Origin of the sequence: Bacillus sp. NMCC4 (assembly GCF_002998555.1) — a bacterium.
Taxonomy (GTDB): Bacteria; Bacillota; Bacilli; order Bacillales; family Bacillaceae; genus Bacillus.
Genome location: NZ_PVRA01000001.1, coordinates 346,170 through 372,452, shown reverse-complemented (window position 1 = coordinate 372,452; position 26,283 = coordinate 346,170). Strand labels below are relative to the sequence as shown.

At 41.2% G+C, this 26,283-nt stretch carries 23 protein-coding genes; 15 read left to right on the top strand and 8 right to left on the bottom strand.

Features of this window, described 5'->3' with window-relative positions:
* Positions 1-218 precede the first annotated feature (218 nt).
* The 3 genes from C6Y02_RS01990 to C6Y02_RS01980 form a co-directional block, all read right to left on the bottom strand.
* Positions 219-1,553, bottom strand: a complete 1,335-nt coding sequence (locus tag C6Y02_RS01990) for an MFS transporter (RefSeq protein ID WP_066031692.1) — start codon at positions 1,551-1,553, stop codon at positions 219-221.
* Between the two features lie 40 nt (positions 1,554-1,593).
* A complete protein-coding gene (locus C6Y02_RS01985; protein WP_060597371.1) occupies positions 1,594-2,166 on the bottom strand; it encodes a TetR/AcrR family transcriptional regulator in 573 nt (190 codons plus the stop codon).
* Between the two features lie 90 nt (positions 2,167-2,256).
* Positions 2,257-4,788 carry a PEP/pyruvate-binding domain-containing protein gene (locus tag C6Y02_RS01980; RefSeq protein ID WP_106030549.1) on the bottom strand — a complete coding sequence of 844 codons (2,532 nt, stop codon included), beginning with the start codon at positions 4,786-4,788 and terminating at the stop codon, positions 2,257-2,259.
* A 284-nt stretch (positions 4,789-5,072) separates the two neighbouring features.
* On the opposite strand from C6Y02_RS01980, the gene C6Y02_RS01975 reads away from it, so the two are divergent.
* The 3 genes from C6Y02_RS01975 (at position 5,073) to uvrA (ending at position 10,483) form a co-directional block, all read left to right on the top strand.
* On the top strand, positions 5,073-5,318 hold the full coding sequence (locus tag C6Y02_RS01975; protein WP_012011392.1) for a CsbA family protein: 246 nt from the start codon (positions 5,073-5,075) through the stop codon (positions 5,316-5,318).
* Positions 5,319-5,613: 295 nt separating this feature from the next.
* Positions 5,614-7,599: an excinuclease ABC subunit UvrB gene (gene uvrB, locus C6Y02_RS01970; RefSeq protein ID WP_034660110.1), complete on the top strand. Its 1,986-nt coding sequence runs from the start codon at positions 5,614-5,616 to the stop codon at positions 7,597-7,599.
* A 7-nt stretch (positions 7,600-7,606) separates the two neighbouring features.
* The gene (gene uvrA, locus C6Y02_RS01965) at positions 7,607-10,483 is read left to right on the top strand and encodes an excinuclease ABC subunit UvrA (RefSeq protein WP_060597368.1); all 2,877 of its coding nucleotides are present in this window, start codon (positions 7,607-7,609) and stop codon (positions 10,481-10,483) included.
* A gap of 227 nt (positions 10,484-10,710) precedes the next feature.
* On the opposite strand, the gene C6Y02_RS01955 is transcribed toward uvrA, so the two are convergent.
* The gene (locus C6Y02_RS01955; RefSeq protein ID WP_034660106.1) at positions 10,711-10,941 is read right to left on the bottom strand and encodes a hypothetical protein; all 231 of its coding nucleotides are present in this window, start codon (positions 10,939-10,941) and stop codon (positions 10,711-10,713) included.
* A gap of 195 nt (positions 10,942-11,136) precedes the next feature.
* On the opposite strand from C6Y02_RS01955, the gene C6Y02_RS01950 reads away from it, so the two are divergent.
* The 5 genes from C6Y02_RS01950 (at position 11,137) to C6Y02_RS01930 (ending at position 17,114) form a co-directional block, all read left to right on the top strand.
* Positions 11,137-11,472 (top strand): magnetosome magnetite crystal formation protein family, encoded by a 336-nt coding sequence (locus C6Y02_RS01950; RefSeq protein WP_034660105.1) that lies wholly within the window; start codon positions 11,137-11,139, stop codon positions 11,470-11,472.
* 11 nt (positions 11,473-11,483) lie between these two features.
* Positions 11,484-12,575, top strand: coding sequence for a DUF4097 family beta strand repeat-containing protein (locus C6Y02_RS01945; RefSeq protein WP_106030548.1), 1,092 nt, complete (start codon positions 11,484-11,486; stop codon positions 12,573-12,575).
* A 6-nt stretch (positions 12,576-12,581) separates the two neighbouring features.
* Positions 12,582-12,776 (top strand): PspC domain-containing protein, encoded by a 195-nt coding sequence (locus tag C6Y02_RS01940; RefSeq protein ID WP_060597366.1) that lies wholly within the window; start codon positions 12,582-12,584, stop codon positions 12,774-12,776.
* Positions 12,777-13,163 (top strand): phage holin family protein, encoded by a 387-nt coding sequence (locus C6Y02_RS01935; RefSeq protein ID WP_024423577.1) that lies wholly within the window; start codon positions 12,777-12,779, stop codon positions 13,161-13,163.
* Between the two features lie 93 nt (positions 13,164-13,256).
* Positions 13,257-17,114 (top strand): lamin tail domain-containing metallophosphoesterase family protein, encoded by a 3,858-nt coding sequence (locus C6Y02_RS01930; RefSeq protein ID WP_106030547.1) that lies wholly within the window; start codon positions 13,257-13,259, stop codon positions 17,112-17,114.
* A 33-nt stretch (positions 17,115-17,147) separates the two neighbouring features.
* Here C6Y02_RS01930 and C6Y02_RS01925 read toward each other — a convergent pair whose 3' ends face one another.
* From C6Y02_RS01925 to nagA, 3 genes are read right to left on the bottom strand one after another with little or no spacing between them, the layout of a single operon-like run.
* The gene (locus tag C6Y02_RS01925) at positions 17,148-17,873 is read right to left on the bottom strand and encodes a GntR family transcriptional regulator (protein WP_106030546.1); all 726 of its coding nucleotides are present in this window, start codon (positions 17,871-17,873) and stop codon (positions 17,148-17,150) included.
* 24 nt (positions 17,874-17,897) lie between these two features.
* Positions 17,898-18,623, bottom strand: coding sequence for a glucosamine-6-phosphate deaminase (gene nagB / locus C6Y02_RS01920; RefSeq protein WP_106030545.1), 726 nt, complete (start codon positions 18,621-18,623; stop codon positions 17,898-17,900).
* The gene (gene nagA / locus C6Y02_RS01915; protein WP_106030544.1) at positions 18,623-19,813 is read right to left on the bottom strand and encodes an N-acetylglucosamine-6-phosphate deacetylase; all 1,191 of its coding nucleotides are present in this window, start codon (positions 19,811-19,813) and stop codon (positions 18,623-18,625) included. The genes nagB and nagA overlap by 1 nt, the downstream gene beginning before the upstream one ends.
* A gap of 177 nt (positions 19,814-19,990) precedes the next feature.
* Between nagA and hprK the strand changes: the two genes are divergently transcribed.
* From hprK to C6Y02_RS01880, 7 genes are all read left to right on the top strand, one after another.
* Positions 19,991-20,923, top strand: a complete 933-nt coding sequence (hprK, locus tag C6Y02_RS01910) for an HPr(Ser) kinase/phosphatase (protein ID WP_003212943.1) — start codon at positions 19,991-19,993, stop codon at positions 20,921-20,923.
* Positions 20,924-20,934: 11 nt separating this feature from the next.
* Entirely contained in the window at positions 20,935-21,759 is an 825-nt protein-coding gene (lgt, locus tag C6Y02_RS01905; protein WP_106030543.1) for a prolipoprotein diacylglyceryl transferase, read from the top strand.
* 19 nt (positions 21,760-21,778) lie between these two features.
* The gene (locus C6Y02_RS01900; RefSeq protein ID WP_106030542.1) at positions 21,779-22,723 is read left to right on the top strand and encodes a nucleoside recognition domain-containing protein; all 945 of its coding nucleotides are present in this window, start codon (positions 21,779-21,781) and stop codon (positions 22,721-22,723) included.
* Positions 22,720-23,370 carry a pyrophosphatase PpaX gene (gene ppaX / locus C6Y02_RS01895; protein ID WP_106030541.1) on the top strand — a complete coding sequence of 217 codons (651 nt, stop codon included), beginning with the start codon at positions 22,720-22,722 and terminating at the stop codon, positions 23,368-23,370. Before C6Y02_RS01900 ends, ppaX begins: the two co-directional genes overlap by 4 nt.
* A gap of 1 nt (position 23,371) precedes the next feature.
* The gene (locus tag C6Y02_RS01890) at positions 23,372-23,890 is read left to right on the top strand and encodes an acyltransferase (RefSeq protein ID WP_060597361.1); all 519 of its coding nucleotides are present in this window, start codon (positions 23,372-23,374) and stop codon (positions 23,888-23,890) included.
* A gap of 69 nt (positions 23,891-23,959) precedes the next feature.
* Positions 23,960-24,388: an Rrf2 family transcriptional regulator gene (locus C6Y02_RS01885; RefSeq protein ID WP_003213266.1), complete on the top strand. Its 429-nt coding sequence runs from the start codon at positions 23,960-23,962 to the stop codon at positions 24,386-24,388.
* 85 nt (positions 24,389-24,473) lie between these two features.
* The gene (locus C6Y02_RS01880; protein WP_106030540.1) at positions 24,474-25,115 is read left to right on the top strand and encodes an NAD(P)-dependent oxidoreductase; all 642 of its coding nucleotides are present in this window, start codon (positions 24,474-24,476) and stop codon (positions 25,113-25,115) included.
* A gap of 224 nt (positions 25,116-25,339) precedes the next feature.
* On the opposite strand, the gene C6Y02_RS01875 is transcribed toward C6Y02_RS01880, so the two are convergent.
* The gene (locus tag C6Y02_RS01875; RefSeq protein WP_106030539.1) at positions 25,340-26,134 is read right to left on the bottom strand and encodes a C39 family peptidase; all 795 of its coding nucleotides are present in this window, start codon (positions 26,132-26,134) and stop codon (positions 25,340-25,342) included.
* Positions 26,135-26,283: the final 149 nt, after the last annotated feature.

The following is a 26,283-nucleotide window of genomic DNA, read 5'->3' as shown; positions in this document are numbered from 1 at the left end:
AATCGAAGTTATCAGTACTGGAAGAGATGAAAAACAGCTTTTAGGTGGGTGAACGGGGACAATTTCGATCGAAAGTTCCTTTTTTGTCTAGTCATATGGCTTTTTTTCATCTTTAAAAAAGGATTTTCAATATTTGATTACTGTACCCGCTCTAGCTTACAGTGATACAAATGATGAAAACTCCCCCGCTCTAAATCAACATAGAGCGCAGGGAGTCATTAGGCGGAATGCCCCGATGATGGAGAGGTGGAACTTGTTTTGACGCGTTGAGATAAAAGGAAACCAAGGATTCCTGCGCCCATTAATACAATAAATAAAGATTGGAAACCACTCATGATACCAATCAATGTCGATGAAATGATACTGCCAAAATATCGAAAGGTAGAGAAAATACCAGATGCCGAACCAGATAAGCTTTGATCAACAGCAGTTAAAGAAGCCATCTGCATACTGGTCATACCAATCCCTGATGAAATTCCACCTGCGATTAGTGTCACGATTAGCAGTGGTAAGGAGGGGTACTGACTCAGTGTAATTAACATGATGCCTGATAAAGTGAGGCAGAGAAATGAAAAGCGAATCATTTTTTTCGCGCCTTTTTTCGGATGAAGTCTAGCCCCTAGCAAACCGCTAAGAGACATACAAAGCGAAAATACCGATAGAATCATACCGCCTTGTGTATGAGAAAGGGCAAGTTGTTGTTCCATAAACAGCGGCATAATAAGAAGGATGGCGTACATGACAAAATTACTTAGCATGATCGACAGATTCGCATTTGTAAATGAACTGTTTTTAAATAGGGACAAATCGATGATCGGATTCTTTACTTTCCGTACATGTTTAAAGAATAAAGGAATCACAATCAATGCTAAAATGCCATAAATTAAATATTCATTTAGTAACTGGCTTTTTGTGCATAGAATGATTGTGGCAATTCCGATGGTTAAATACAATGAACCGATGATATCTACCCTTGCTTGTAAGCGTGTATGCTTTATGTTTGGAATGAGTAAAATACCGGTGACAAGTGTAAGAAACAGAAATGGGATATTCACTAAGAATATGGAATGCCAGTCAAAACTCTGTATGAGAATCGATCCAATAAAAGGTCCAAGTGCGGCACCAATACCAGCACCAAATCCAAAGTAACCCATTGTTTTAGACAGTTTTTCGGGTGATACTGTTGCACGAATCAATGCAATGCTATTCGGTGTTAAAATAGCCCCGCCAGCTGCTTGAATGGATCGAAAGATGATGAGAAATGCTAGATTAGGTGCTAAAGCACAGCCAATCGAGCCGATTAAAAAGAGTGTTACTCCGGTTAAATACATGCGGCGGTGTCCGTATATATCTCCTAACTTACCAGCGATAGGCTGAGTGACCGCCATGACAATAAGATAAATCGTGACAACCCAAGTAATGTTTGAAATGGATTGATCATAATAAGTTGATATGGATGATAGAGCGACTGCGATCATCGTTGAGTTGACCGGAACTAGTATAGCTCCAAGTAACAAAGAATAGATGATCAAGCTCTCTTTTTGTAACCTCAATGTGTATACCACCTTTTGTAAAAAAGAAGAATTCCACCCTTTAAGCGGGAGAAATTCCTCTCATGAAAATGTGTGTGTATGTCTCAATAAAATCATCTTTTTGTGTTAAAACGAGTTGAAAGTCTTGCTCTAGCTGCTGAATAAAAAAACCGAAATACGTACTAATGAAAATGTCTGCATAAATGTCTTCTTTTCCTTTTAAGACATGATGCTGAGCACTCATCTTTTTGAAATATTGTATCAGCATTTCCCTTAGTTCTTGAGGATAAATTTTTTCATGACTGGTCAAATCTTTAAACATAGCCGGTTCTCGCATGCTGATATAAATAAATTCTTTTTTTGAAGTTAAATCTTCAAGGAAATAGGAACCGAGAAACTTTAAATCGGTGTATAAATCGCCTTTAAATTCTGCTTCTAAGGTTTTCGTCGGTGTTGATTTCATTTTCATAATGGCAGCAATGACGCCGCGTTTGTTTTTAAAGTTGCGAAAAATAGTCGCTTCACTGACATTCGCTTTTGTGGCTATTTCTTTGGTTGTGGTTTTTTGATAGCCTTTTTCAGTTAATAAATCCATTGTTGCGCGAATGATTCGTTGATTTGTAGATTTTAACAAGCATACTCACCTCAGGTTATGAATGTGTTTGCAACAAAGTAAGTATACCGATAAAACCTATGACCGCCAATATGACCCAAAACGATAAAGTTAGACACGTGCATGCTGTTTTAATATCTGAATGCGTCCATTGCTACCATCTACTGTCACAAGGTCACCGGATTGAAGTGTTTCAGTCGCTATTCGGGTACCTAGGACAGCTGGCATCATATACTCTCTAGCGATAATAGCTGAATGAGACAAAATGCCTCCAGCATCGGTTATGACTGCTTTTGCATCTCTAAATAAGCTCGTCCATAAAGGTGTGGTTGTTTTGCAAACTAAAATATCATCCTTTTGAAATTGTGAGAATTCCTCAGCACATGTAATGACTTTTACTCTTCCAGAAACAATACCGCTAGATGCGCCAATTCCATAGATCATATCGTTTGTGTTATTTTCATTTTCTCTTAATGAACCGAGCATTTTTTCCACTTGCTGCAATTCAGCTTCAGTTGGGGTGCCCATATAAGCTGGTGGTTGAATGTCTTCATTTTCTTTCATTTCGATTTTTCTTTGTGCAATGACCGTATCGAATGTTGTAGACGTTGTGAGCGCTGTGTGTACCTCCTCATCGTAGAGATACCATAGATCTTCTTGATGAGGAATCGCTCCTTTTTGTACAAGAAGTTCGCCAATTTTTAATAGATATACTCTGGCTTTAGCATCTAACATGGCATCAATGTAGAAGTGATGATCATCACGGATATTAGCGGCCTGTAGGGCAAATTGATAAAGTGTCTCAAATTTTGTTTTAAACGCTTCATCCTTCACTTGGCTCATAAAATGTTCATATGTCTCTTGTCTTTTGATGACGGCTTGTGCAAATTCTTCATCAAAATCACATTGGTATTGAATGTTGTTTCTGATGATATCTAGTATAAACTCAGGGTTTTCCACCCATGTTTCTTCCGTAAGGTCATGACTTTTAACAGATCGCCAGCCATAGACTTGAAGAAACTCCTCTAATGCCAAAATGAAGTGTCTGCCTTTTTCCGAGTGATTGAGTGCATCAAGCAGCTCTGGGTTCTTTTCATGCTTCATAAATGCTTGATGAAGTTCAGGATCTTGAAGGACACTCTTTGCAAAATCAGAAAGCTTCTTGTCTGTTTCAAGAGATTTGTTCATCACGCCTATCAACATCTCATGCAGCAGGACCACTTGTGTTTGATCACCAGTATATGTCACAAGCATGTCTTCGATCATAGCCGATAGAATAACTTGTGGTATGACAATATCAAAATGATCATCGTAGGCTTGTATATAAAAAGCCTTTAATTCTTCGAAGCCGATGATGGCTTCTTCAATGGTCATAGGTTCTTTCATTTGGTGATCGAGTTTTTCGTAAAAGGGAAAGAAATTTTTCTCTAAAATCTCATACATACGTTCACTTAAATGCGGAAATAACTCAAATATGCGCTCATCAAAAACTGGAGCAGCTTCTGCACTCGCTTCAGGCAGTGACGGTGCTGAGTACAGGTGGCCTCTATAAAGCTTGATATTTTTAATATTCAGATCAGGTACTTGATATTTTTCACCATTTTTCTTCATTCCGCTTTTTAATGCTGGGATGATCAGACTTGAAAAGAGAGGACTCGTTGGCCCAGGCATATGATCGTCCATTGAGATCCAGAAATCCTGCAGCTCATCTGGCTGCATTTGAAAAGAAGTACCCGCTGTTTCATCTGCTGCTTTTGAGAGGGCTGCGGTAATCGGCCTGGCTTGAAGTAAATAAAATGTGCCATTTGCTATTCCAAATTCGATATCGACGCTATGTCCATAAAGTGCTTCTACTTGTTTGGTGATTTGCGTGATTTCTACTAATTCGTCATCATTCAGGCAATATTGCCCAGCCATTTCCTCCGTTACTGACTGTTCAATGACACCTTCTTGATAAGGAATAATTTGCAGCTCTTTCGTTCCAAGTGATTTTTCAATAGAAAGTGTCTCTTTGTCTACAATAAATGTGTCTGGTGTCACAAGCCCGGAGACGATTGCTTCTCCTAGTCCGTAGCTTGCTGTCAGCATCATTTCATTTGTTTTTCCTGATACGGGATTCTCACTAAAGATGACTCCGGAGACGTCAGAATGGATCAATCCTTGAACGACAACAGCCATGAGCGGCATCTCTTCCTCGTTTTCATCCATCTCTTCCTTATATTCTGTCACTCTCGCTGCAAAATAAGAAGACCAGCATTCTTTGACAGCCTGTAAGAATTCTTCATTTGTTTTGATATTTAAATAGGTCTCGTACTGTCCTGCAAATGAGGCGCCTTCGAGATCTTCAGCAACAGAAGAGGATCGAACTGCAACTGAGGGATAAGTCTTCCGCAATGATTGAAAGGACGAAAGGAGTTCTGCTTCCATTTGAGAAGGAAACGATGCTTCTTTGATTTTGTTAGCAAGGTTTTGTTCAGTTGGATGCAGGTTGTGATATGAAAGAAAGCTTGAAAAGCTGTTGGTTTTGATAATAAATCCATCTGGGACTGGCAGTCCGTGATTGTTTAATTTAATTAAATTCAGGCCTTTTGCCCCTGCGAGTGCTGTGGATTCTTCAGCCGCATGAAATAAAACTGAATACATGGGAATGCCCCCTTATCCAAATAGCCAATGATTTGTATGTCTCTCTATAGTTTTTAAAATGATAGTGCGCACTATCATTTTAATCATAGGATTTATTGGATGTTACTGTCAAAGACGGAAAGACCTATCTTTACAAAGGGGACATTCTCACTAATTTCCTTCTATATCTATAACAAAAGTCTCCGAACAGAAAGAAAAATAGGTTAAATTGAAAACTGTGAATTGTTCAATATGCCAATCTTTACTATAATCAAGGAAGTAGACCAAGAAGAGGGAGGGTTTTTGTGATTACAAAAGCCATATTTGCACTTGTTTTTCCTTTCCTGCTCGTTATTTTATTTTCAAAGGTTACTTATAATCATTATGTGGGCATTGCATTAACAGCAGCGCTTTTATTTGCCTCGTACATGAAGGGCTATACAGAAACCTACTTTATTGTGGGATTAGATATAATTTCTTTAGTAGCTGGGGCATTATATATGGCTAAAAAAGAAATTGAAAAAAGAGAAAAGGCTGAAAAACATCATTGATGTCATCATCAAGAGCGTGCTAGGCCGAAAGGTGACGTTTTTTAAGCTGTGCTTACGAATTCTAGTGAGTGCAGCTTTCTTTTTGTGATCTTTTTCTGCTCATCGAATATCTCTCACCAAAATGTTCCATACTGAAAGGAAGGTTTTCGTAAGAGAGTTATTTGCCATGGAAGAGAGGGTATGACTGTATTGGAAATAAAAATCAAGCAAGAGCCGAACTTTAGTTCGTATTTTTGTGTTCTTTTATGATAATATATTCATTAGATAGATTTCGTAACGAAACGGAGGCTTTGATGTGAGTGACCGCTTTGAATTAGTTTCTAACTATCAGCCCCAAGGAGATCAGCCGAAGGCGATTGAAAAGCTTGTTGAGGGGATCCATCAGGGGAAACAGCATCAAACGCTGTTAGGTGCTACAGGTACGGGAAAGACCTTTACTGTATCCAACCTGATCAAAGAAGTGAACAAACCGACACTTGTCATTGCGCATAACAAGACACTTGCCGGTCAGCTATACAGCGAGTTCAAGGAATTCTTTCCGAATAATGCTGTCGAATATTTTGTGAGTTACTATGATTATTACCAGCCAGAGGCGTATGTGCCTCAGACTGATACATTTATTGAAAAGGATGCCAGCATCAATGATGAGATTGATAAGCTGAGACACTCCGCTACTTCCTCGTTATTTGAGCGGAGAGATGTCATCATCATTGCCAGTGTGTCCTGTATTTATGGCTTAGGTTCGCCAGAAGAATACCGAGAGCTTGTGCTGTCTTTACGTACTGAAATGGAGATTGAACGCAATCAGCTTCTTCGTAAGCTGGTGGACATTCAGTATTCTCGTAATGATATAGATTTTCAGCGCGGAACCTTCAGAGTACGAGGAGACGTCGTTGAAATTTTTCCTGCTTCACGTGATGAGCATTGTATCAGAGTGGAGTTTTTCGGTGATGAAATTGAACGTATTCGTGAAGTGGATGCACTGACTGGAGAAATACTCGGTGATCGTGAACATGTGGCTATTTTCCCAGCATCTCACTTCGTCACAAGAGAAGAAAAAATGGAAAAAGCAATTATTAATATTGAACAAGAGCTTGAGGAGCAGCTCGAAAAGCTTCGAGATAATGGAAAATTGCTAGAAGCGCAGCGCCTTGAGCAGCGGACAAGATATGACCTTGAGATGATGAGAGAAATGGGCTTTTGTTCAGGAATCGAGAACTACTCAAGGCATCTGACCTTGCGCCCTCCTGGTTCAACACCTTACACATTGCTTGATTATTTCCCAGATGATTTTATGATTGTTGTCGATGAGTCACACGTGACGATCCCGCAAATCCGCGCGATGTACAACGGGGACCAAGCAAGAAAGCAAGTGTTGGTTGATCACGGATTCCGTCTGCCTTCAGCACTTGATAACAGACCGCTCACCTTTGATGAGTTTGAAAAGCATATCAACCATATTGTGCATGTATCTGCCACTCCTGGTCCTTATGAGCTTGAGAAAACCCCAGAGGTTGTGGAACAAATTATTCGTCCAACAGGTTTACTTGATCCAATCATTGAAGTGCGTCCGATTGAAGGTCAAATTGATGACTTAATTGGAGAAATTCATGCTCGGATTGAGAAAAATGAGCGTGTGCTCGTGACTACGCTGACGAAGAAAATGTCTGAGGATCTCACAGATTACTTAAAAGAGATCGGAATCAAGGTCAATTATCTGCATTCAGAAATTAAAACCCTTGAGCGGATTGAGATTATTCGAGATTTACGTCTCGGAAAATATGATGTGCTTGTGGGAATCAACCTTCTTCGTGAAGGACTGGATATTCCAGAGGTGTCGCTCGTGACGATTTTAGATGCGGATAAAGAAGGCTTTTTACGCTCTGAAAGATCCCTCATCCAGACGATTGGCCGTGCAGCGAGAAATTCAGAAGGCCGGGTCATTATGTATGCAGATAAAATGACCAAATCAATGGATATTGCGATTCAAGAAACGAAGCGCAGACGAGAGCAGCAAGAGGCGTATAATGAGAAATTTGGGATTACTCCGCAAACCATCCATAAGAAAATCAGAGATGCCATTAAGGCAACAAAGATACATGAGGAATCGGAAGAATATGAAACAAATGCAGCACCAAAGCTGTCAAAAATGAGCAAAAAAGAACGAGAAAAAGTGATCGAAAAGGTCGAGATGGAAATGAAAGATGCAGCAAAAGCGCTTGATTTTGAAAAAGCAGCAGAATTAAGAGATCTATTGCTAGAGCTAAAAGCGGAAGGATGATTGCCTGATGGCTATGGAACGAATAGAGGTGAAAGGTGCTAGAGCCCACAACCTTAAAAATATTGATGTGAATATCCCGCGTGACCAGCTAGTGGTCATCACGGGTTTATCTGGTTCAGGAAAATCGTCTCTTGCCTTTGATACCATTTATGCAGAGGGTCAGCGCAGGTACGTTGAATCTCTTTCAGCGTATGCGCGCCAATTTCTCGGTCAAATGGATAAACCGGATGTAGATGCCATTGAAGGTCTTTCTCCGGCGATTAGTATTGACCAGAAGACGACGAGCCGGAACCCTAGATCAACGGTTGGAACCGTTACTGAAATCTATGATTATTTACGTCTCTTGTATGCTCGAGTCGGGAAACCTATTTGTCCGATACATGGAATTGAAATTACGTCCCAAACGATTGAGCAGATGACAGATCGTATTTTAGAATATCCAGAAAGAACGAAATTGCAAGTGCTTGCTCCGGTTGTATCTGGCCGCAAAGGAACACATGTCAAAGTACTTGATCAAATTCGAAAGCAGGGCTATGTTCGAGTAAGAGTCGACGGAGAGATGGAAGATCTGTCAGAAGAGATCGAGCTTGAAAAGAACAAGAAGCATTCCATTGAAGTCGTGATTGACCGAATCGTGGTGAAGGAAGGTGTTGCGGCTCGGCTGTCTGACTCCCTTGAAACGGCGCTGCGACTAGGTGAAGGCCGTGTGATGATTGACGTGATTGGACAAGAAGAGCTGTTATTCAGTGAACATCATGCTTGTCCGCACTGCGGATTCTCTATTGGTGAGCTTGAGCCGAGAATGTTTTCATTTAATAGTCCTTTCGGTGCCTGCCCGAGCTGTGATGGGCTTGGCTCTAAACTAGAAGTTGACCCTGAGCTCGTCATTCCTAATAAGGATTTGACGTTACGACAGCATGCTATTGCCCCATGGGAGCCGCAAAGCTCACAATACTATCCTCAGCTTCTTGAGGCAGTATGTACACATTACGGCATCGACATGGACATTCCAGTGAAGGATATACCGTCGCATTTATTCGATAAAATTTTATATGGCAGCGGCTCTGAACGGATTTATTTTAAATATGAAAATGATTTTGGTCAGGTACGTGAAAATGAAATTGAATTTGAAGGCGTTCTTCGTAACATTGAGAGACGCTATAAGGAAACCAGCTCTGATTATATTCGTGAGCAAATGGAAAAATATATGGCCAATCAGCCATGTCCGACATGTAAAGGATATCGTCTGAAAAAAGAAACGCTTGCGGTTCTGATCAATGGCAAACATATCGGAGAAATCACTGATTTGTCTGTCTCTGATGCCCTTGATTTATATGGTGAAATCGAGTTGTCTGAGAAAGATTTGCAGATTGCCCAGCTCATTTTACGTGAAATCAAAGAACGATTGTCTTTCTTAAATAATGTGGGATTAGATTACCTCACATTGAGCCGGTCAGCGGGCACACTATCCGGCGGAGAGGCGCAGCGGATTCGTCTGGCGACTCAAATCGGGTCAAGGCTGACAGGTGTTCTTTATATATTAGATGAACCATCCATTGGTCTGCATCAGCGTGACAATGACCGGTTGATCGGGACATTGAAAAACATGCGTGACATCGGGAACACCCTCATTGTCGTAGAGCATGATGAGGATACGATGCTGGCCGCTGATTATTTGATTGATATTGGACCTGGAGCAGGAGTTCATGGAGGAGAAGTGATTTCAGCTGGGACGCCGGAAGAAGTCATGAAGGACAAGAAATCTTTAACAGGACAATATTTATCGGGTGAGAAATTTATTCCGCTGCCGATCGAAAGAAGAAAGCCTGACGGCCGCTACATTGAGATCAAAGGTGCAAAAGAAAACAACCTGAAAAACGTCAATGCGAAGTTTCCTCTAGGCGTCTTTACAGCTGTGACCGGTGTGTCCGGCTCAGGGAAAAGTACGCTTGTGAATGAAATTCTATTAAAATCACTTGCGCAAAAACTGCACAGAGCGAAGGCGAAGCCAGGACAGCACAAAGAGATCAAAGGAATGGATCACTTAGATAAGGTGATTGATATTGATCAATCTCCAATCGGCCGTACGCCGAGATCCAATCCAGCTACGTATACAGGCGTATTTGATGATGTGCGGGATGTGTTTGCACAAACCAATGAAGCAAAGGTACGAGGCTATAAAAAAGGCAGATTCAGCTTTAACGTCAAAGGCGGACGCTGTGAGGCGTGTCGTGGAGATGGCATTATTAAAATCGAAATGCACTTTTTACCTGATGTGTATGTGCCTTGTGAGGTGTGCCACGGGAAACGTTATAACCGCGAGACACTTGAGGTCACATATAAAGGGAAAAACATTGCCGATGTCCTTGAAATGACTGTGGAGGACGCACTCCAATTTTTCGAGAATATCCCGAAAATTAAGCGGAAACTTCAAACGATTTTTGATGTTGGGCTAGGATACATTACACTTGGACAGCCTGCGACGACATTGTCCGGGGGAGAGGCGCAGCGTGTAAAATTAGCATCTGAGCTTCACCGCCGTTCAAACGGAAGGTCTCTTTATATTTTAGACGAGCCGACAACAGGTCTGCATGTGGATGATATTGCCCGTTTATTAAAAGTGCTTCAGCGTTTGGTCGAAAACGGAGATACGGTGCTAGTGATTGAGCATAACCTTGATATTATAAAGGCTGCTGATTACCTCGTTGATCTCGGACCAGAGGGCGGTGCAGGCGGCGGAACGATCATTGCCTCTGGGACTCCTGAGCAGATTGCAAAAGAAGAAGCTTCTTACACTGGTCAATACTTGAAGCCTATTTTAGAACGTGACCGTGAACGAATGAAACAGTTGGTCAAAGAAACAGAAAGTGTAACGTCATCATAAAAAAACCCTCGTTAAGAGGGGTTTCAGATTGTTGACAAAGGGCTAAAATGATGTTTATTTTAGCCCTTTGTCTTCTTTTCAGTGTGGTAGAAAACCTTTGAAGTCTAGGAAGGATGAGCACTGGCGCGGAGCGAATTTGACATTCGGGAGTACCAGCGCGCAGTCCTGACAAAAGATGTGAGGGTTTGCCTACACGCTGAAACCCCTCGTTAAGAGGGGTTTTTCTTTTATTGCGCATCTTCCTTCGGCATTAAATGACTGAGTTGCGTTAAATCCTTTAAAATATGGGTGCTGCTGCTGTCGAGCAGTACTTTTAAATAACGGATATCACCATACTTTGGATGAGACGGATGAATGGTCTCAAGCTCCCTGATCATATCGCTGTTCATGCTTTTCTGTTTCTGTATAAGGTCTAAAAGCGTTTGAGCCGTGTGGTTAGTATTATGATGATCTGTCAAAATAATTACCCCCTATAATGATAATCACCATCTTTTCAACATATTTTAAAGGGTAATCCGTGAAGAATCTATACTTAGGTGCAAAAAGATATAATTTGTGTCTAAGGTCATATGTAATTCGAATGATTTTGAAACTTTTGATACGCATTAAACGTATGAGTTAGAAAGGAATTTTCATCATGAAGGAGCGAATATATGAATAGAGATCAGTCGATCATTGCATCTATTTGTTATTTTAGTGTATTTTTTATGCCGTTTATTGTACCGATAGTGGCATATTTTGTAGTTGATCAAAAGGAAACGAAACGGCACGCGATGCGGGCATTGTGGTCACACCTTTTGCCAGTCGCAGCGTGCGTGATACTGGTTTTTGGATCTATCCCATTTTTATTGGCGACACAGGCAAGTGACTCACTTATTCCAGTGATCACGATGCTCATCTTGTCCTTTTTAGTCGCCATTGGCTTTTTGATCTCTGTCATTTGGAATATCATTCAAGGTATTAAAGTACTTCAATCCATCAAATCGTAGGAGGGCTTTGTATGAATGAAAAAGAACGCATATTAAAATTAGTAGAAGACGGGACATTATCGGCAAAAGAAGCGATTACGCTGCTTGAAAAACTAGAAGAAAGTCAGTCTGTTTCATTAGAAAAGTCTACAGCTGATCACACCTTTCATGAAGAAAAAGCTGGCACAGAGAGCAAAGGAACTGGTACTGAAAATCTTGGTGCAAAGCTGTTTGGCTGGTTAGATTCTGCGGTGAAAAAGGTGAAAGACGTAGATCTTGATTTAAACTTTGGACAGTCGGTCGACGTTGAGCACATTTTTCAGTTCAAAGACGCCACGCTCTCTCATTTAGATATTCAATTGGCGAACGGCAGTCTCAATGTGATGCCTTGGGACGATGGGGATATTCGTGCAGAGTGCCATGCGAAAATCTACCGTGCAGAGGACGGAGAGCAGGCAAGACAGCAATTTCTCAATCAATTGGACTGCGGCCTGGAAGGGGATAAATTTTTTATACGGACCGAAAAGAAGACGATGAAAGTCAATGTCACTTTATATGTACCTCGTATCCAATACGATAAAATCAAGGTTAAACTGTTTAATGGTCCGATTCGCGGGGAAAAGCTAAAGACAAAAGAACTTGCTGCGAAAACCACCAATGGTGTTGTCTCTTTTGCCTCGTTACAGGCAGAAAAGGTCGGAATTGAAACAGCAAACGGACAAATTAAACTGGCGGATCACGAGTGTGGTATGATTGAAGTAGAAACCATCAATGGGCTCATTGACCTGCGCGGGAAAAGTGAATCAATTGATGCCCAAAGCTTTAACGGAAACATTGCTGTTCAGCTGTCGGATGAAAAGTGCCGTTCCATTTATGCGAAAACGACAACAGGCAGTGTGGACGTCCAGATCCCGCGTGCGTGTGCAGTGACCGCTGAACTGAAAAGCAATCTTGGGTCTATTTCTCATGATTTGCTTGATGCAGAGATGATTAAAGAGAAAAATGAAACATTACAAAAAGAGAAAATGATCAAAGCCAATCAACAGGCAGTGAACAGTATATCCATTTTTGCAGAAACAAAAACAGGTTCAATTCAAGTAAAGCACCAATCAGACAAGGAGTGATTCTACATGAAGAAGCTTTATCGTTCAGCAACAGATAAAAAAATAGCGGGTGTTGTTGGTGGACTTGCCGAATACTTAAGTGTCGATGCATCCCTGCTTCGCATTTTAACGGTCATCATCGGATTTTTGACAGCATTTATGCCTATCTTCCTGGTCTACTTCATCTGGTATTTTGTTGTTCCGGAAGAAGGCACTAACTAAATGCTTAGATGGATCGTCAGTATTTTAGTAAATGCATTACTTTTAATCGTCATTGCTGGATATTTTGATTCAGGCATTCTGCCAGGGCTCGGAAGCGTATATATTGAAGGGTTTGGGGCAGCCATTGTCGCAAGTATCATTTTATCCTTGCTCAATATTTTAGTGAAGCCGTTTTTGATCATTTTAACGCTTCCAGTAACCGTCCTTTCACTAGGATTGTTCTTGTTTGTGATTAATGCCATCACATTGATGATGACATCGAGCTTTATGGGTGATAGTTTTAACATTGATGGGTTTGGAACGGCCATTTGGATGGCTGTCATTTTATCCATTTTCCATCTGTTGATACAAAAAGGAATTGTGGAGCCGTTAGCGAAAAAAAGCTAACGGTTTTTTTGTACCATTTTGTATCGTTTCTCCGTTTCATCTGACATAAAAACTTCCTTCAGGAGACACAATATCCGAAGGAGGCGGTGCACGATGGTGAACGTGAGCAGACAAATCATGCTTTTATGTTTTTTTATCATTCTTTTTTGTTTCAATCAGCCTGCTTCAGCAGGGCCTTTTATTCAAACACAAGTCAATATACCGGACAAGCCTTTTTCTCCTTTTATCTTTGATCGATTTCATGTGGATGTCCGTCCAGTTCTAGGGGAAAAAAGCCGTGATCTCCAGTTTCGTGCGTCTATTACGGATCCGGAACAAATTTTGTCTGCGAACTTGTACTATAAACAAAGTGATGAACTAGGGTACCGTTTGATCCCAATGGAACGGTTACCAGGTATGAAGCCAGAATTTACAGCGAAAATTCCGCCAGATCAATTATGGAATTCAACCGTTCGTTACTATACAGAGTTTCTTACGCAAAAGTCCGTGATCAAAACGGCAGAACAATCTGTCCACTTAAATGGATTTGAAGAGGATCTTTCTCGCATTCCGGACTTAGTCATCACGGAAATTGTTGTCAATTCAAAGAATCGCAAAGGCAAAGATGCCTTTGAATTTATCGAGGTGTATAACACGACACATGAGCCAATCTCTCTTAAACATTATCAACTTCGCTACCGCAATCCTGCACAAGGAACTGAAATGGATGATGTGTATTCCTTTCACGCAAATCCAGTCACCATTTCACCTGGAAAACCTTATGTTTTCTGGCTGAGGAAAAAAGGGCAGGAGCATTTAAGTGTAGCGGACTTTAATGCCATGTACAAAAGTCAATTAAAAGAGGGAGAGCATGTATCTGTCATCGAGAGCAAAGGGCTGTCCAACTCTAAATCTCGTCTTGTTTCAATCACAACAAATATAGGGGAGGAGATTTCTTCAGCAGCATTTCGTTTGAAGCCATCATGGTTTAGTGAGCATAAATCTTTGCTGTTTAAATATCCAATGGACGGTACTTCGCAAATGAAGCTGATCTCGAAAATTGAAGAAGAGCCTACGCCTGGAAAAGTGCTAAAAGCACAAATTCCATCTGAGAAAAAAGAAATTTCTCAAGATATCCATAAACCTGTGATTGAAGATATGACAGTGAGGAAACCAGTGAAACCAACTGAAAGCATAGAGATTAAAGCGGATGTACAGGATGATCAGGCCGTCAAAACCGTCAAGCTTCGCTATCGAACAAATCGGAAAGATGATTTCAAGGAAATACTGCTTCAAAAAGATCATAACGACCGGTTATTTCATCATATTATTTACTCACCCGAGTTGATTGGTAAAGAACAATTGGAATATCAGCTTGAAGCGTCAGACGGCGAAAATACAGCAATGACGATGAAAAAAATGATTGATGTGGAGCAGGTTAGCAAAGCCCACGGCCTTCGATTCAATGTAGAAGAAGGAGATACGGTTTCAGGATTATTTCCATTAAAGGCAACGTCTGATCGGAAAAAAAGCATTGAATTATTGATAGATGGAAAGCGGAATCAGCAAGTATTTTCTGCCCTTGAAGCAGATCCATATATCGCATTTGATGTCAAAGGGACAAATTTATATTTTAAAAATGGTGTGTCCATAGGTAAGCACTTACTTTCTATTTTTGATGATTCGACAAAAGTGTATCGTACCTATACAATGCCAATACCAGAAGCAGAGATGAAAAAAGCAGGTCCCCAAACGATCTCCTTCCATGCTGGAACGAAGTCTTCTCCAGTAGATCGGCTGCCTGGAGAGAATCACGATGATTTTGAATTAAAAAACGTCCGGATGATCCTGTCGAATGGAACACAAATTCCTCCAATCAATGCAAAGCCGCAAAAAGAATGGAAAATGGGAGACAGCGGTAACGCCAAAAAGGTAAGAATATTTCAATTTGAAATTCCAAAAGAAGCTTATGTTTCAACCTATATGAAGTGGGACACAAGAAGGCTGAAAGAGGGGCCACATTTGATTGAGGCCAAAACCTCAGACGAGCATGCATCTGTACATGTGAATGTCGATAACACAGGTCCGAAAATCAAGACCAACGTTCAAACAAAGTATCCATATAAAGGTGCCTTTACGTTAAAAGCAAAGGTAACGGATCGTTGGAGTGACATAGAGGAGATGAAGGCATATGTAGATGGCAAGCCAATTTCCTTGCCATATCAGACGTCCTCTAGCGAATTAAACCCGGGTGAGCACACATTGACAATTAAAGCAAAAGATGCCGCAGGGAACATGTCGACGTTGAAAAAAGAATTCAAAACGGTACATGAACACCCTGAGACACCAGAACGAGTAGCAGATAAGACGAAAATGAAATCGTCTAAGCAAACTGTGCTCACCAAGGATCCAACGAATGATAAGCTGGATTACTCCTTTTACCGTGCCTACCAATATACATCGCTGCATCCATCAATGAAGATTTTGAAATATGCAGCGGAGACAGAACCGCCAAAAAGCTTTAACGAAAAAGGAGAAATGATCTTTTCTAATCAAGAAAGGAATCGCATTGCATTTGCTGATGGTAAGTCAGTTGAAACGAAGGATTTACATCGTTTTCCTTATCATCGTTTTCAAATCAAGGTTCATCAAGATGTACGTGAAAAGGATGTCGTCGAAGCGATGTGGAAAGGGAGTTCATTGTCAGGGAGAAAGGTGACCATGTATGCATGGAATCATCAGCAAGAAAAGTGGGATAAAATCACTCATCATTTTGCTGAAGATCAAAAAGAATTTTACCTGAAAGGACTGCTGTCAGTAAGACAGTACATGAAGAATCATACGTTTGATTTGCTTGTACAGGATGAAATCAGCAAAGCGCAAAAGCCATATAAGATGGTTTGGATGTCTGACACACAATATTATGCAAAGAGCTATCCTCATATCTTTAAACAAATGGTCGAGTGGATCCGAGACCAGAGGGAGAAGTTAAACATTCAATATGTGTTCCATACAGGTGACATTGTGGATGACTCAAAGGATAAACAATGGCATCGTGCCGATACGTTTATGCGTGTGTTAGATGAGCATCAGATTCCTTACGGTGTTTTAGCAGGAAATCATGATGTTCGACATAAGGACGGCTTATATGCGGAATATGGGAAATATTTCGGGGAGAAACGCTTTGCAAATAAACCTTACTATGGTGAATCCTATCAAAACAATCGAGGTCATTATGATCTCATCTCTGCCGGTGGCAATGATTATATGATGGTATACATGGGCTGGGGGATTAAGCAAGATGAAATTGATTGGTTAAACCGTGTGATTTCTGAGCATCCAGATCGCATCGTCATTTTAAATTTCCATGAGTATTTGTTGGTGAGTGGCAACCGCAGCCCGATTGGCGACCTCATCTTCCATCAGGTGGTGAAACGCCATCCCAATATTGTGGCAGTATTTAGCGGCCATTATCACGGAGCAAGCAGGAAAGTAGATGAGCTTGACGATGACCAGGATGGCAAAGTAGACCGGAAAGTATATCAAATACTCGCTGATTATCAGTCAGGACCTGAAGGTGGACAAGGGTTTATGAGGCTGATAACAGCCGATCAAGAAAAAAACCAGCTTCATTTTACGACGTACTCACCTTATATGAATCAAGAGCATTTCTATGATCCTAAAACGTATGGAGATCAGGATGAATTTTCAATTGATGTGGATTTGACGCCGAAAATGAAATCTGTCAAAACCAATTATTTTGAACTTAATGTCTACACAAATATCCTGATAGGAGAGGCACGCGGTGTAAAAAGCGGCAAAAAAGCAAGCTTTGAGTGGAAAGGCTTAAGGCCAAATGAAGACTATTATTGGTACACTGTAGCAAAAGATCGTTTTCAAGGAAAAGCAATTTCGCCTATATGGAAAATTCATACAAAAGATGATCGTGAAGCAACATTTCTTAGGAAATAAAAAACAGTGCTCCTCCTTTTATGAGGGCACTGTTTATCTTTCCATTGTATGAATGAGTTTGTAACGATCCCCTCTATACACGGAGAGAACATACTCAAATGGAATGTCATTCTGAAAATAAGTCGTTCTTGCGATTGAGAGCACGGGATCGCCTGTTGAAATAGACAGCACGTGTGCTTCTTCCTTTGAAGCTACATTCGCTTCAAGCTCTTGTTTTGCATGAGCAATTGCAAGGCCTGTTTGAGTCTCTATATATTCATATATAGAGCCAGTTAAATGTTCCTTTGTTAAATCTCCTGCAAATGCTTCAGGGATATAGCTCGTTTCAATCGCCATCGGTTCATCATTTGCAAGGCGTATCCGTTTGAGTTCAAAGATAGCATAGCTATTTGACAGTTGTAAGACAGGCAGTAAGTGCTCTGGACATACGGTTTTTTTGAAGTCAATCAGCTGGCTTGAAGCTTTAAGCCCACGCTGGCGCATATCCTCTGTAAAGCTTGTTAAGCCTTGAAGCGGCTGTTCAAACTTTTTTCGGCTAACAAAGGTGCCTTTTCCTTTTTGTCGATACAAATATCCTTCGTTCACAAGGTTCGATAAGGCTTGTCTGACAGTCATTCGACTTATATCAAAGCGTTCGGCATATTCTCTTTCAGAAGGAATGAGTGTATCAGGTGCTAATGTTCCATCTTCAATCTGTTTTTTCAAGTTCTCCATAATCTGATGGTACATCGGAATAGGTGACTGCTTATCAATAAACATGTGAAAATCCTCTCGTGTTTAGCTTTAGCGTAGTGAACCAGCTTCTCGATCAATCAAAATTGTCACATCTTCATGAAGTTTCAGAGCAGATGCTGGGAAGTCTGGATGTATCTCAGTCTGTTCTAAATATTGTATCACTTTCGCTTTTGATTTTCCTGATGCAAGAAGGAGAATCTTTTTACTTGAAAGGATGCTTGCAATGCCCATGGTAATGGCATGTGTAGGCACCTTATCAATAGAAGAAAAGTATCTTGCATTGGCCTGCCGGGTGTTTTCATCTAGTTGCACGGCATGAGTCTTTGAGTTAAATGGGGTACCGGGCTCGTTAAACCCGATATGTCCATTTTGACCGATTCCAAGAAGCTGAAGGTCGATGCCGCCTATATCTTGAATGAGCTGATCATATCTTAAGCATTCTTTTTCTAAATCAGGTGCAGCGCCATTTGGAAGGAAATACTGATCCTGAGGGAGATCAATATGATCAAATAAATGACGTTTCATGTAGGTCATATAACTATTTTCATGATCTGGATCAAGTCCTGCATATTCATCTAAGTTGACTGTTTTTGTTTGTTTGAAAGACAATTGGTGTGCTTGATGAAGGTGAATTAACTCTTGATATGTATCAAGAGGTGTACCGCCCGTTGCTAGGCCAAGTACTGCATCTGGTTTTGAAGCGATTGTGCGTGCGATAAGGGCTGCTGCTTCTTTTCCTAATTGTTCTTTATCTTTAAATTCGATGATCTTCATTAGTGGTTGGCCTCCTTTTTCTCAAAGACGATTTGTCCACGGCAGATCGTCATCATTAGTTCGCCAGATTGATCCCAAATCACAAGGTCTGCTTGTTTTCCAACTTCGATCGAACCGAGCTGCTGGTCAAGTCCTAGCTGAATGGCTGCATTGGTTGAGGTCATCTTCGCTATCTCTGTCCATTCACAATGTGTAATCTGTTTCATCCGTTTGACGCCATCTTTCATTCTCAGGATCGATCCTGCAAGTGTACCATCTGAGAGTAATGCTTTTTCGCCGCTGACTGTGACTGTTTGACCGCCAAATTCGTACGTCCCATTCCCGAGTCCTTTTGCGCGCATCGAATCTGTAATCATGATCAAACGATCACTTCCTTTTGCCAAATATGCAAGCTTGATGGAAAGTGGATGGGAGTGAATCCCATCTGTAATCAGCTCAGTATGAAGATTCTCGTTCGTAAGAGCAGCCCCAACAGCGTTTGGTTCACGATGTTGAAATGAACTCAGTGCATTATAAAGATGCGTGACATGGCGTGCACCATGATTAGCTGCTAATTCAATCATGTCATGATGGGCATTCGTATGTCCAATAGAAGGAATGATGTTTTTTTCTTGCAACAGAGAAAGAAAAGCAAAGTCAGGGTCTTCCTCAGGTGCAAACGTGACGATTCGAATAAGCTGTTCAGAAGCATCCAGCCATTTTTCAAAAAGAGGGCGATCGGGCTGCTTTATCCATTGAACGGGCTGTGCCCCTGCTTTATCTTTAGAAATAAAAGGACCTTCAAGATGGATACCTAAACATTGTGCCTGAACGCCTGCTTGTTCTTCATTGTATGGTTTCCACTGGGCGACATTTTCAAGTGCTTGCTCTATTTCATGATGGTTTTGAGTGATGGTTGTGGCTAAAAAACTTGTCGTTCCTTCTGATGGTAAGTTGTCAGCGAGTGTATTCATAGCTTCTGATGTCGCATCCATCATATCTGCTCCATATCCACCATGGATATGAATATCAATCATTCCGGGAAGTAAATAAAAGTTTTCCCGTGAAATATATACTTTTTCATAATTTCCTGTCGGTGGTGATGTTGAAATATAGTCAATCTTGCCGTCGCGTAAACCGACAAAACCGTTTGCAATCATTTCAGTCTTTGTCACAATATGAATATTGGAGAGCAATAAAGAGCTGCTCATGATTGTGCCCCCTTTAGTCATTGTCTTTGACTTAGTTTACCCTTTTTAAGTATAGTTGTCTATACCAGTAAATGAACGGAAACAGGATCAGGATAAAATACTGTTTTGGGATCATCATTGAAAGTGATAAAATAGAGCTGTATTTCTGAATCGCCTGTGATAAAAGGAGGAAGAAGCGTGCCGAAAGTTCGTACGAAGGACATAATGGAACAATTTCATCTTGAACTGGTAAGTGGGGAAGAAGGGATTAATCGTCCCATTACAATCAGTGATCTTTCCAGACCAGGTATTGAAATGGCTGGTTATTTTACATATTACCCAAAAGAAAGAGTTCAACTTTTAGGGAAAACAGAGCTTTCTTTTTTTGAACAACTTCCAGAACGCGAACGAAAGCAGAGAATGATGTCTCTTTGTACAGATATTACCCCTGCAATTATTTTGTCACGAGATCGTGAAGTGCCGAAGGAATTAATTGAAGCTTCAAATGAAAATGGCGTACCTGTGTTACGTTCAAGCCTGAAAACGACAAGACTTTCGAGTCGTTTGACCAACTTTTTAGAAAGTAAGCTTGCACCAACGACCGCGATTCATGGCGTGCTCGTAGATGTATATGGTGTAGGTGTATTGTTAATTGGAAAAAGCGGAGTAGGAAAAAGTGAAACAGCCTTAGAATTAGTGAAGAGAGGACACAGGCTGGTCGCAGACGATTGCGTGGAAATCCGTCAAGAGGATCAGGATACGTTAGTTGGAAGCGCACCAGAGCTGATTGAACATCTTTTAGAAATCCGTGGATTAGGCATCATTAATGTGATGACCTTATTTGGAGCCGGTGCTGTCAGAAGCTATAAGAGAATTACGATTGTGATGAACCTTGAGCTTTGGGAACAAGGCAAACAGTACGATCGTTTAGGACTTGAAGAAGAGAAGATGCGAATCATCGATACAGATGTACCGAAGCTGACCATCCCTGTACGACCAGGACGAAACTTAGCGGTCATCATTGAGGTGGCTGCGATGAACTTCAGGTTAAAACGCATGGGACATAATGCGGCGGAACAATTTACAAGTAAACTTGCCGATGTCATTGAAGACAATGGCCAGGATGAATAGGAGTTGTCTATATGAACGAAGCGATTCAGCCAATTGATCCGATCGCTTTTCAGCTCGGACCTATTTCGGTTCATTGGTATGGTGTGATCATTGGGGTCGGAGCTTTGCTTGGCCTCTGGCTCGCACTGAGAGAATGTGAGAAGAGAGGAATCAATAAAGATACGTTTATTGACTTAATCTTATTTGCGATTCCAATAGCCATTATTTGTGCACGAATTTATTATGTATCCTTCGAATGGGATTACTATCAGCAGCATCCAAATGAAATCATTAAGATTTGGAATGGCGGAATTGCTATTCACGGCGGGCTGATAGGTGCTGTGCTGACAGCGATCGTCTTTACAAAAGTGAAAAAGGTATCCTTTTGGAAAATAGCCGATGTAGCAGCACCTAGTATTTTACTAGGGCAGGCGATTGGTCGCTGGGGGAACTTTATTAACCAGGAAGCGCATGGTGAGGCGGTTTCAAGAGCCTTTTTAGAGAATTTGCATCTGCCAGAGTTTATCATTAATCAAATGTATATTGATGGGACCTATTATCACCCAACGTTCTTATACGAATCATTATGGAATCTTGCCGGTGTTGTGATCTTGATTTTATTACGCAGAACATCGCTGCGCAGAGGCGAAATCTTCTTGTCTTATTTAATCTGGTATTCAATCGGTCGTTTCTTCATTGAAGGGATGAGAACGGACAGCTTGATGCTGACAGAACATCTACGAATCGCTCAAATGATTTCGATTGCCATTTTTGCAGTGGCTGTTCTGCTGATGATCTTTAGAAGAATGAAAGGATACGCATCGATTCCTTATAAAGAGAACAACTCATCGAATTAAGCAGGGGGGATCAGAAGAGATGGGAGAGACATGGAAAAGCGGCTTAAAAGCAGGGCTATCGACAACTTGGACACTTGGAAAAGTCATCTTTCCGGTTACCATTCTCGTCAGTATCTTGCAGCATACGCCTGTTATGAATTGGATCATACAATTCATACGGCCATTTATGGGGTTGTTTGGTCTTTCAGGAGAAGCGGCCATTCCGCTTGTATTAGGAAATGTGCTGAACTTGTATGCGGGCATAGCCGCCATTCTGACACTAGATCTTCCTGTGAAGGAAGTGTTCATTTTGGCCGTGATGCTGTCCTTTTGCCATAACCTGATCATCGAATCGACAGTGGCAGCAAAGGTTGGACTCAGAGTGTCTATCATTTTGCTGGTCAGAATCAGCCTTGCTGTTATTTCGGCTATTGTCATTCATCTCGTTTGGCAGGGAGGCCAGGAGCCGGCACAATATGGACTGCTGACGGCAGCTCAGCCGGCTGATGTGCCTTCCAGCTGGTACATGATTGTCCTTCTCGCTTTACAAAAAGCCGTACTCGGTGTGGTCCAGCTCGCCTGTATCGTCATCCCTCTCATGATCATCATTCAATTCATGAGAGATTTTGGATGGCTCCATACGCTGTCTAAGTGGCTGTCTCCATTTACGAGAATGCTTGGAATGAAAGAAAATACGTCGATGACAATGGTAGCTGGATTAACCATCGGTCTGGCATACGGAGCCGGCGTGATGATGAAGGCAGTGGAAGAGGACGGCGTGAGTAAAAAGGATTTAACCCTTGCCTTTATTTTCCTTGTTGCCTGCCATGCAGTGGTCGAAGATACGCTGATATTTATTCCACTTGGGATTCCTGTGTGGCCGCTTCTTGTCATCCGTCTGATATCTGCTATTTTATTAACAGCTGCCATTAGCTATATTTGGCGGAAGCGGGAGCTTGCAGCTGTTAGAAAGGAAGCCATATGAACGAATCAACTATTAACACCGTGCTATTTGATTTAGATGGCACATTAATCAATACGAATGAATTAATTATTGCTTCATTTCAACATACGCTTGATCATTATTATCCTGGTCAGTACAGCCGTGAAGAGATCCTTCATTTCATTGGTCCATCATTGTTTGATACATTCTCTGCGATGGACCCTGAGCTAACGGATGATATGATTCAGATGTATCGAACGTTTAATCATCAACAGCATGATCTGCTTGTGACTGAATATGAGACTGTTTTAGATACATTGAAAGTCCTGCAGGATCAAGGATTTAAACTTGGGATAGTCACAACAAAGATACGTGATACGGTTTTAATGGGTTTGAAGCTGACAGGTTTAGAGCCATTCTTTGAGGTGATTGTGACGCTCGATGATGTCCAAAATGAGAAGCCGCATCCAGAACCTGTCCAGCTGGCATTATCCAAGCTTGGCAGTGATCCGCATGAAGCGGTGATGGTCGGCGATAATTATCACGATATTTTGTCTGGTCAAGCGGCAGGGACAAAAACAGCAGGTGTTGCTTGGACGATTAAGGGAGAAGAGGCCCTTTTAAAGCATCGCCCTGATTTCATGCTGAAGAAAATGAGTGATCTCCTGGCGATTGTTGGAGCTGATTGAGTTGAGAAAAACAGATCGTTATCCTGTAAAAGGGGTCAATTCGTTACGACAAGTCTATCGGACGGTTCCCTTTTTCAAAGTGGTGAAAAACTTTATTTTCATTCAAATAGCACGGTACACGCCTTTTATGGGAATGAAAAATTGGATATACCGAACCTTTCTTCGTATGAAGGTCGGCGAGGATACAGCGTTTGCCTTAATGGTCATGGTGGATCTCATGTTTCCTGAGAAAATCACGGTCGGTCGAAATAGTGTGATTGGCTATAACACGACCATCTTGTCCCATGAGTATTTGATTAAGGAATACAGACTTGGGGAAGTCTATATTGGTGATGAAGTCTTAATTGGAGCCAATTCAACCATTTTACCTGGTGTAACCATTGGGGATGGGGCGATCGTATCGGCTGGTACACTTGTTCATAAGGATGTTCCAGCAGGCTCATTTGTTGGAGGAAATCCAATGCGCATGATTTATACGAAAGAAGAAATGAAAGCACGTCAATCTACGTCTGCTGAGTAGTTCGGCAGACTTTTTTGTTGACAATATGTTGTGGTGTAACTATAATGATTACAACAGAGGTGAGAAAACATGAAAATCAGCAGCAGATTCACTGTCGCTGTCCATATTCTGGCCTTGCTATCACTTGAAAAAGGATCATTACAGACATCGGAGGATATCGCGGGAAGTGTGAATACAAACCCAGTGGTCATCCGCCGCATTATGAGTAAATTAAAAAAAGCAGGCCTAATCTCAACGAGTCTTGGCAAAGGTGGTTCTCAGTTGAACCGCAGTGAAGACGACATCACGCTGCTTGATGTGTATAAAGCGGTTGAAGTCGTGGATGAGGGAGAGTTGTTTCAAATCCATGAAAGCCCAAATCCTGACTGTCCGATCGGTGCAAATATTCAGGCTGTGCTTGAGTTAATCTTGTGCCGCGCTCAAAGTGCGATGGAGCAAGTGCTTGCTGAGATCAAATTAAGTGAACTAACGCAGGTGTTAATCAAAAAAATTGGATGATTATTCAATTTTTTTTACCTCTGTTGTAACTATAATTGTTACACCTTTATTTATTAAATAAAATCATTTTACAGGAGGAATTCATATGAAGATTGGTATTATTGGCGCTACAGGTAAAGCAGGACAGGAAATTGTAAAAGAGGCTCAATCTAGAGGACATGAAGTGACAGCCATCGTTCGAGATGCACAAAAGGTGACAGATTCATCCGTAGCTGTTATCGAGAAGGACGTGTTTCATTTACAAGCAGAAGACATCAAAGGCTTTGATGTCATCGTCAATGCATTTGGTGCACCTGCTGGACAAGAGCACCTTCACGTAGAGGCTGGGAAAAAGCTTATTGATATTTTGAAAGAGGTACCCGATACGCGTTTAATCGTTGTGGGCGGAGCAGGCAGTCTATTTGTTGATGAGGCTCAAACAACAAGACTTGTTGATACACCAGAATTTCCAAAGGAGTATGTGGCGACTGCTTCACAGCAAGGTGAAAACCTAAAAGATCTTCAACAGACAGAAGGATTAAAATGGACTTTCCTCAGCCCTGCTGCATTCTTTGACCCAGAAGGCAAACGCACAGGTTCTTATGTGAAAGGGAAAGACCAGCTGATTGTCAATTCTAAAGGTGACAGCTATGTGAGCTATGCCGACTACGCCATTGCCCTTGTCGATGAAATGGAGCAGGCTGCCCATGTTGGAGAACGTTTTACCGTTGTATCTGAAGCAGAATAAGTCGTTTCACTGCCGCTAAAAACGATGAGTGAGAAGTCTAACGATCAAGAATTATCTCTCATTTTTACTAAAAAAAGGTTGAATACTTCATTGTAGGCGGAGGAGTAATGACAGCTGCAAAGCTTGAAGACCGCCTGAAGGAAATACTAGAAAGATCATCATGAAAAAAACATCCTCTATACGGCTAGAGGATGTTTTTTCATGTTTTCAATGAGAAAGGTGTTCTACGCTTTAATGATAATCGCCTGCCGGCCCATCTGTTCCCAAGAATCCTCAAACTGATTGCGATCGACTTTTTGATTCTTTTCACCGTATGGGTTATTTAGGTAGACATGTTCCTTGTCATAGCCCGTGATGACCACGCTATGCATATTAAAGCTCACATCTATTTTGCCATTTGGTGTATTCCATGTTTCGATGTTATCTATTTTGTCAAAGGTGGATGTGGTAATTACCCAAACAGGATACCCTTTTTCAAGTGATTGATAGATGGCCTTTTTGACAGGTTTTCCACTTAAATCGACGACTTGAGCGCCCGCATATTTTTTCGCAAGCTGATAAATAGGCTCATGGTAAACACCAAGACCTGGTCCATTCTCCATATCGCCTACAAACCCGTCATGCGGGTCTCCTTTTAAGCCATTTTCATAATTGAGCGGAACACGTTTGATTTCATTTGCCAATGCGTCTTTCGTCACTTGCTCATAGCCGCTGTAATGAAGAAGCATCGCTAAGCTTGTGACTTCGCATCCATTATAAAGCTTTGGGGCATCCATTTGATTGTAGAGGATGACGTCCATGGCTTTTTTGCTTCCTTTTAAAGAAGAATATGTGTTGTCTGTTTTTTTCGTTGATCGTGTTTCTTCAGCTGCGAGTGCCGTATCGCTTTCTTTTTCTTTGGCTGCTTTGTGTGGTGAAGCTGCCTTCTTGACTTGGTCGATTTGTGTCACGTATATAAAGCCGAAATAAACAAGGCATGCGCACAACAAAGTTAAGATTAATGTCTGGATGAACTTCACTGTAATCTCCTGTGTTATTCAATATTTTTAAGTATTATAGCACGTTCTTTTATCAAACATGCAGAAAAGGGACAGGTGTCACTTGAATGTAATAATTCCACAAATTTTTCATGAAAATAGAGAGAAAATAAAAATGATTGATTTAATTA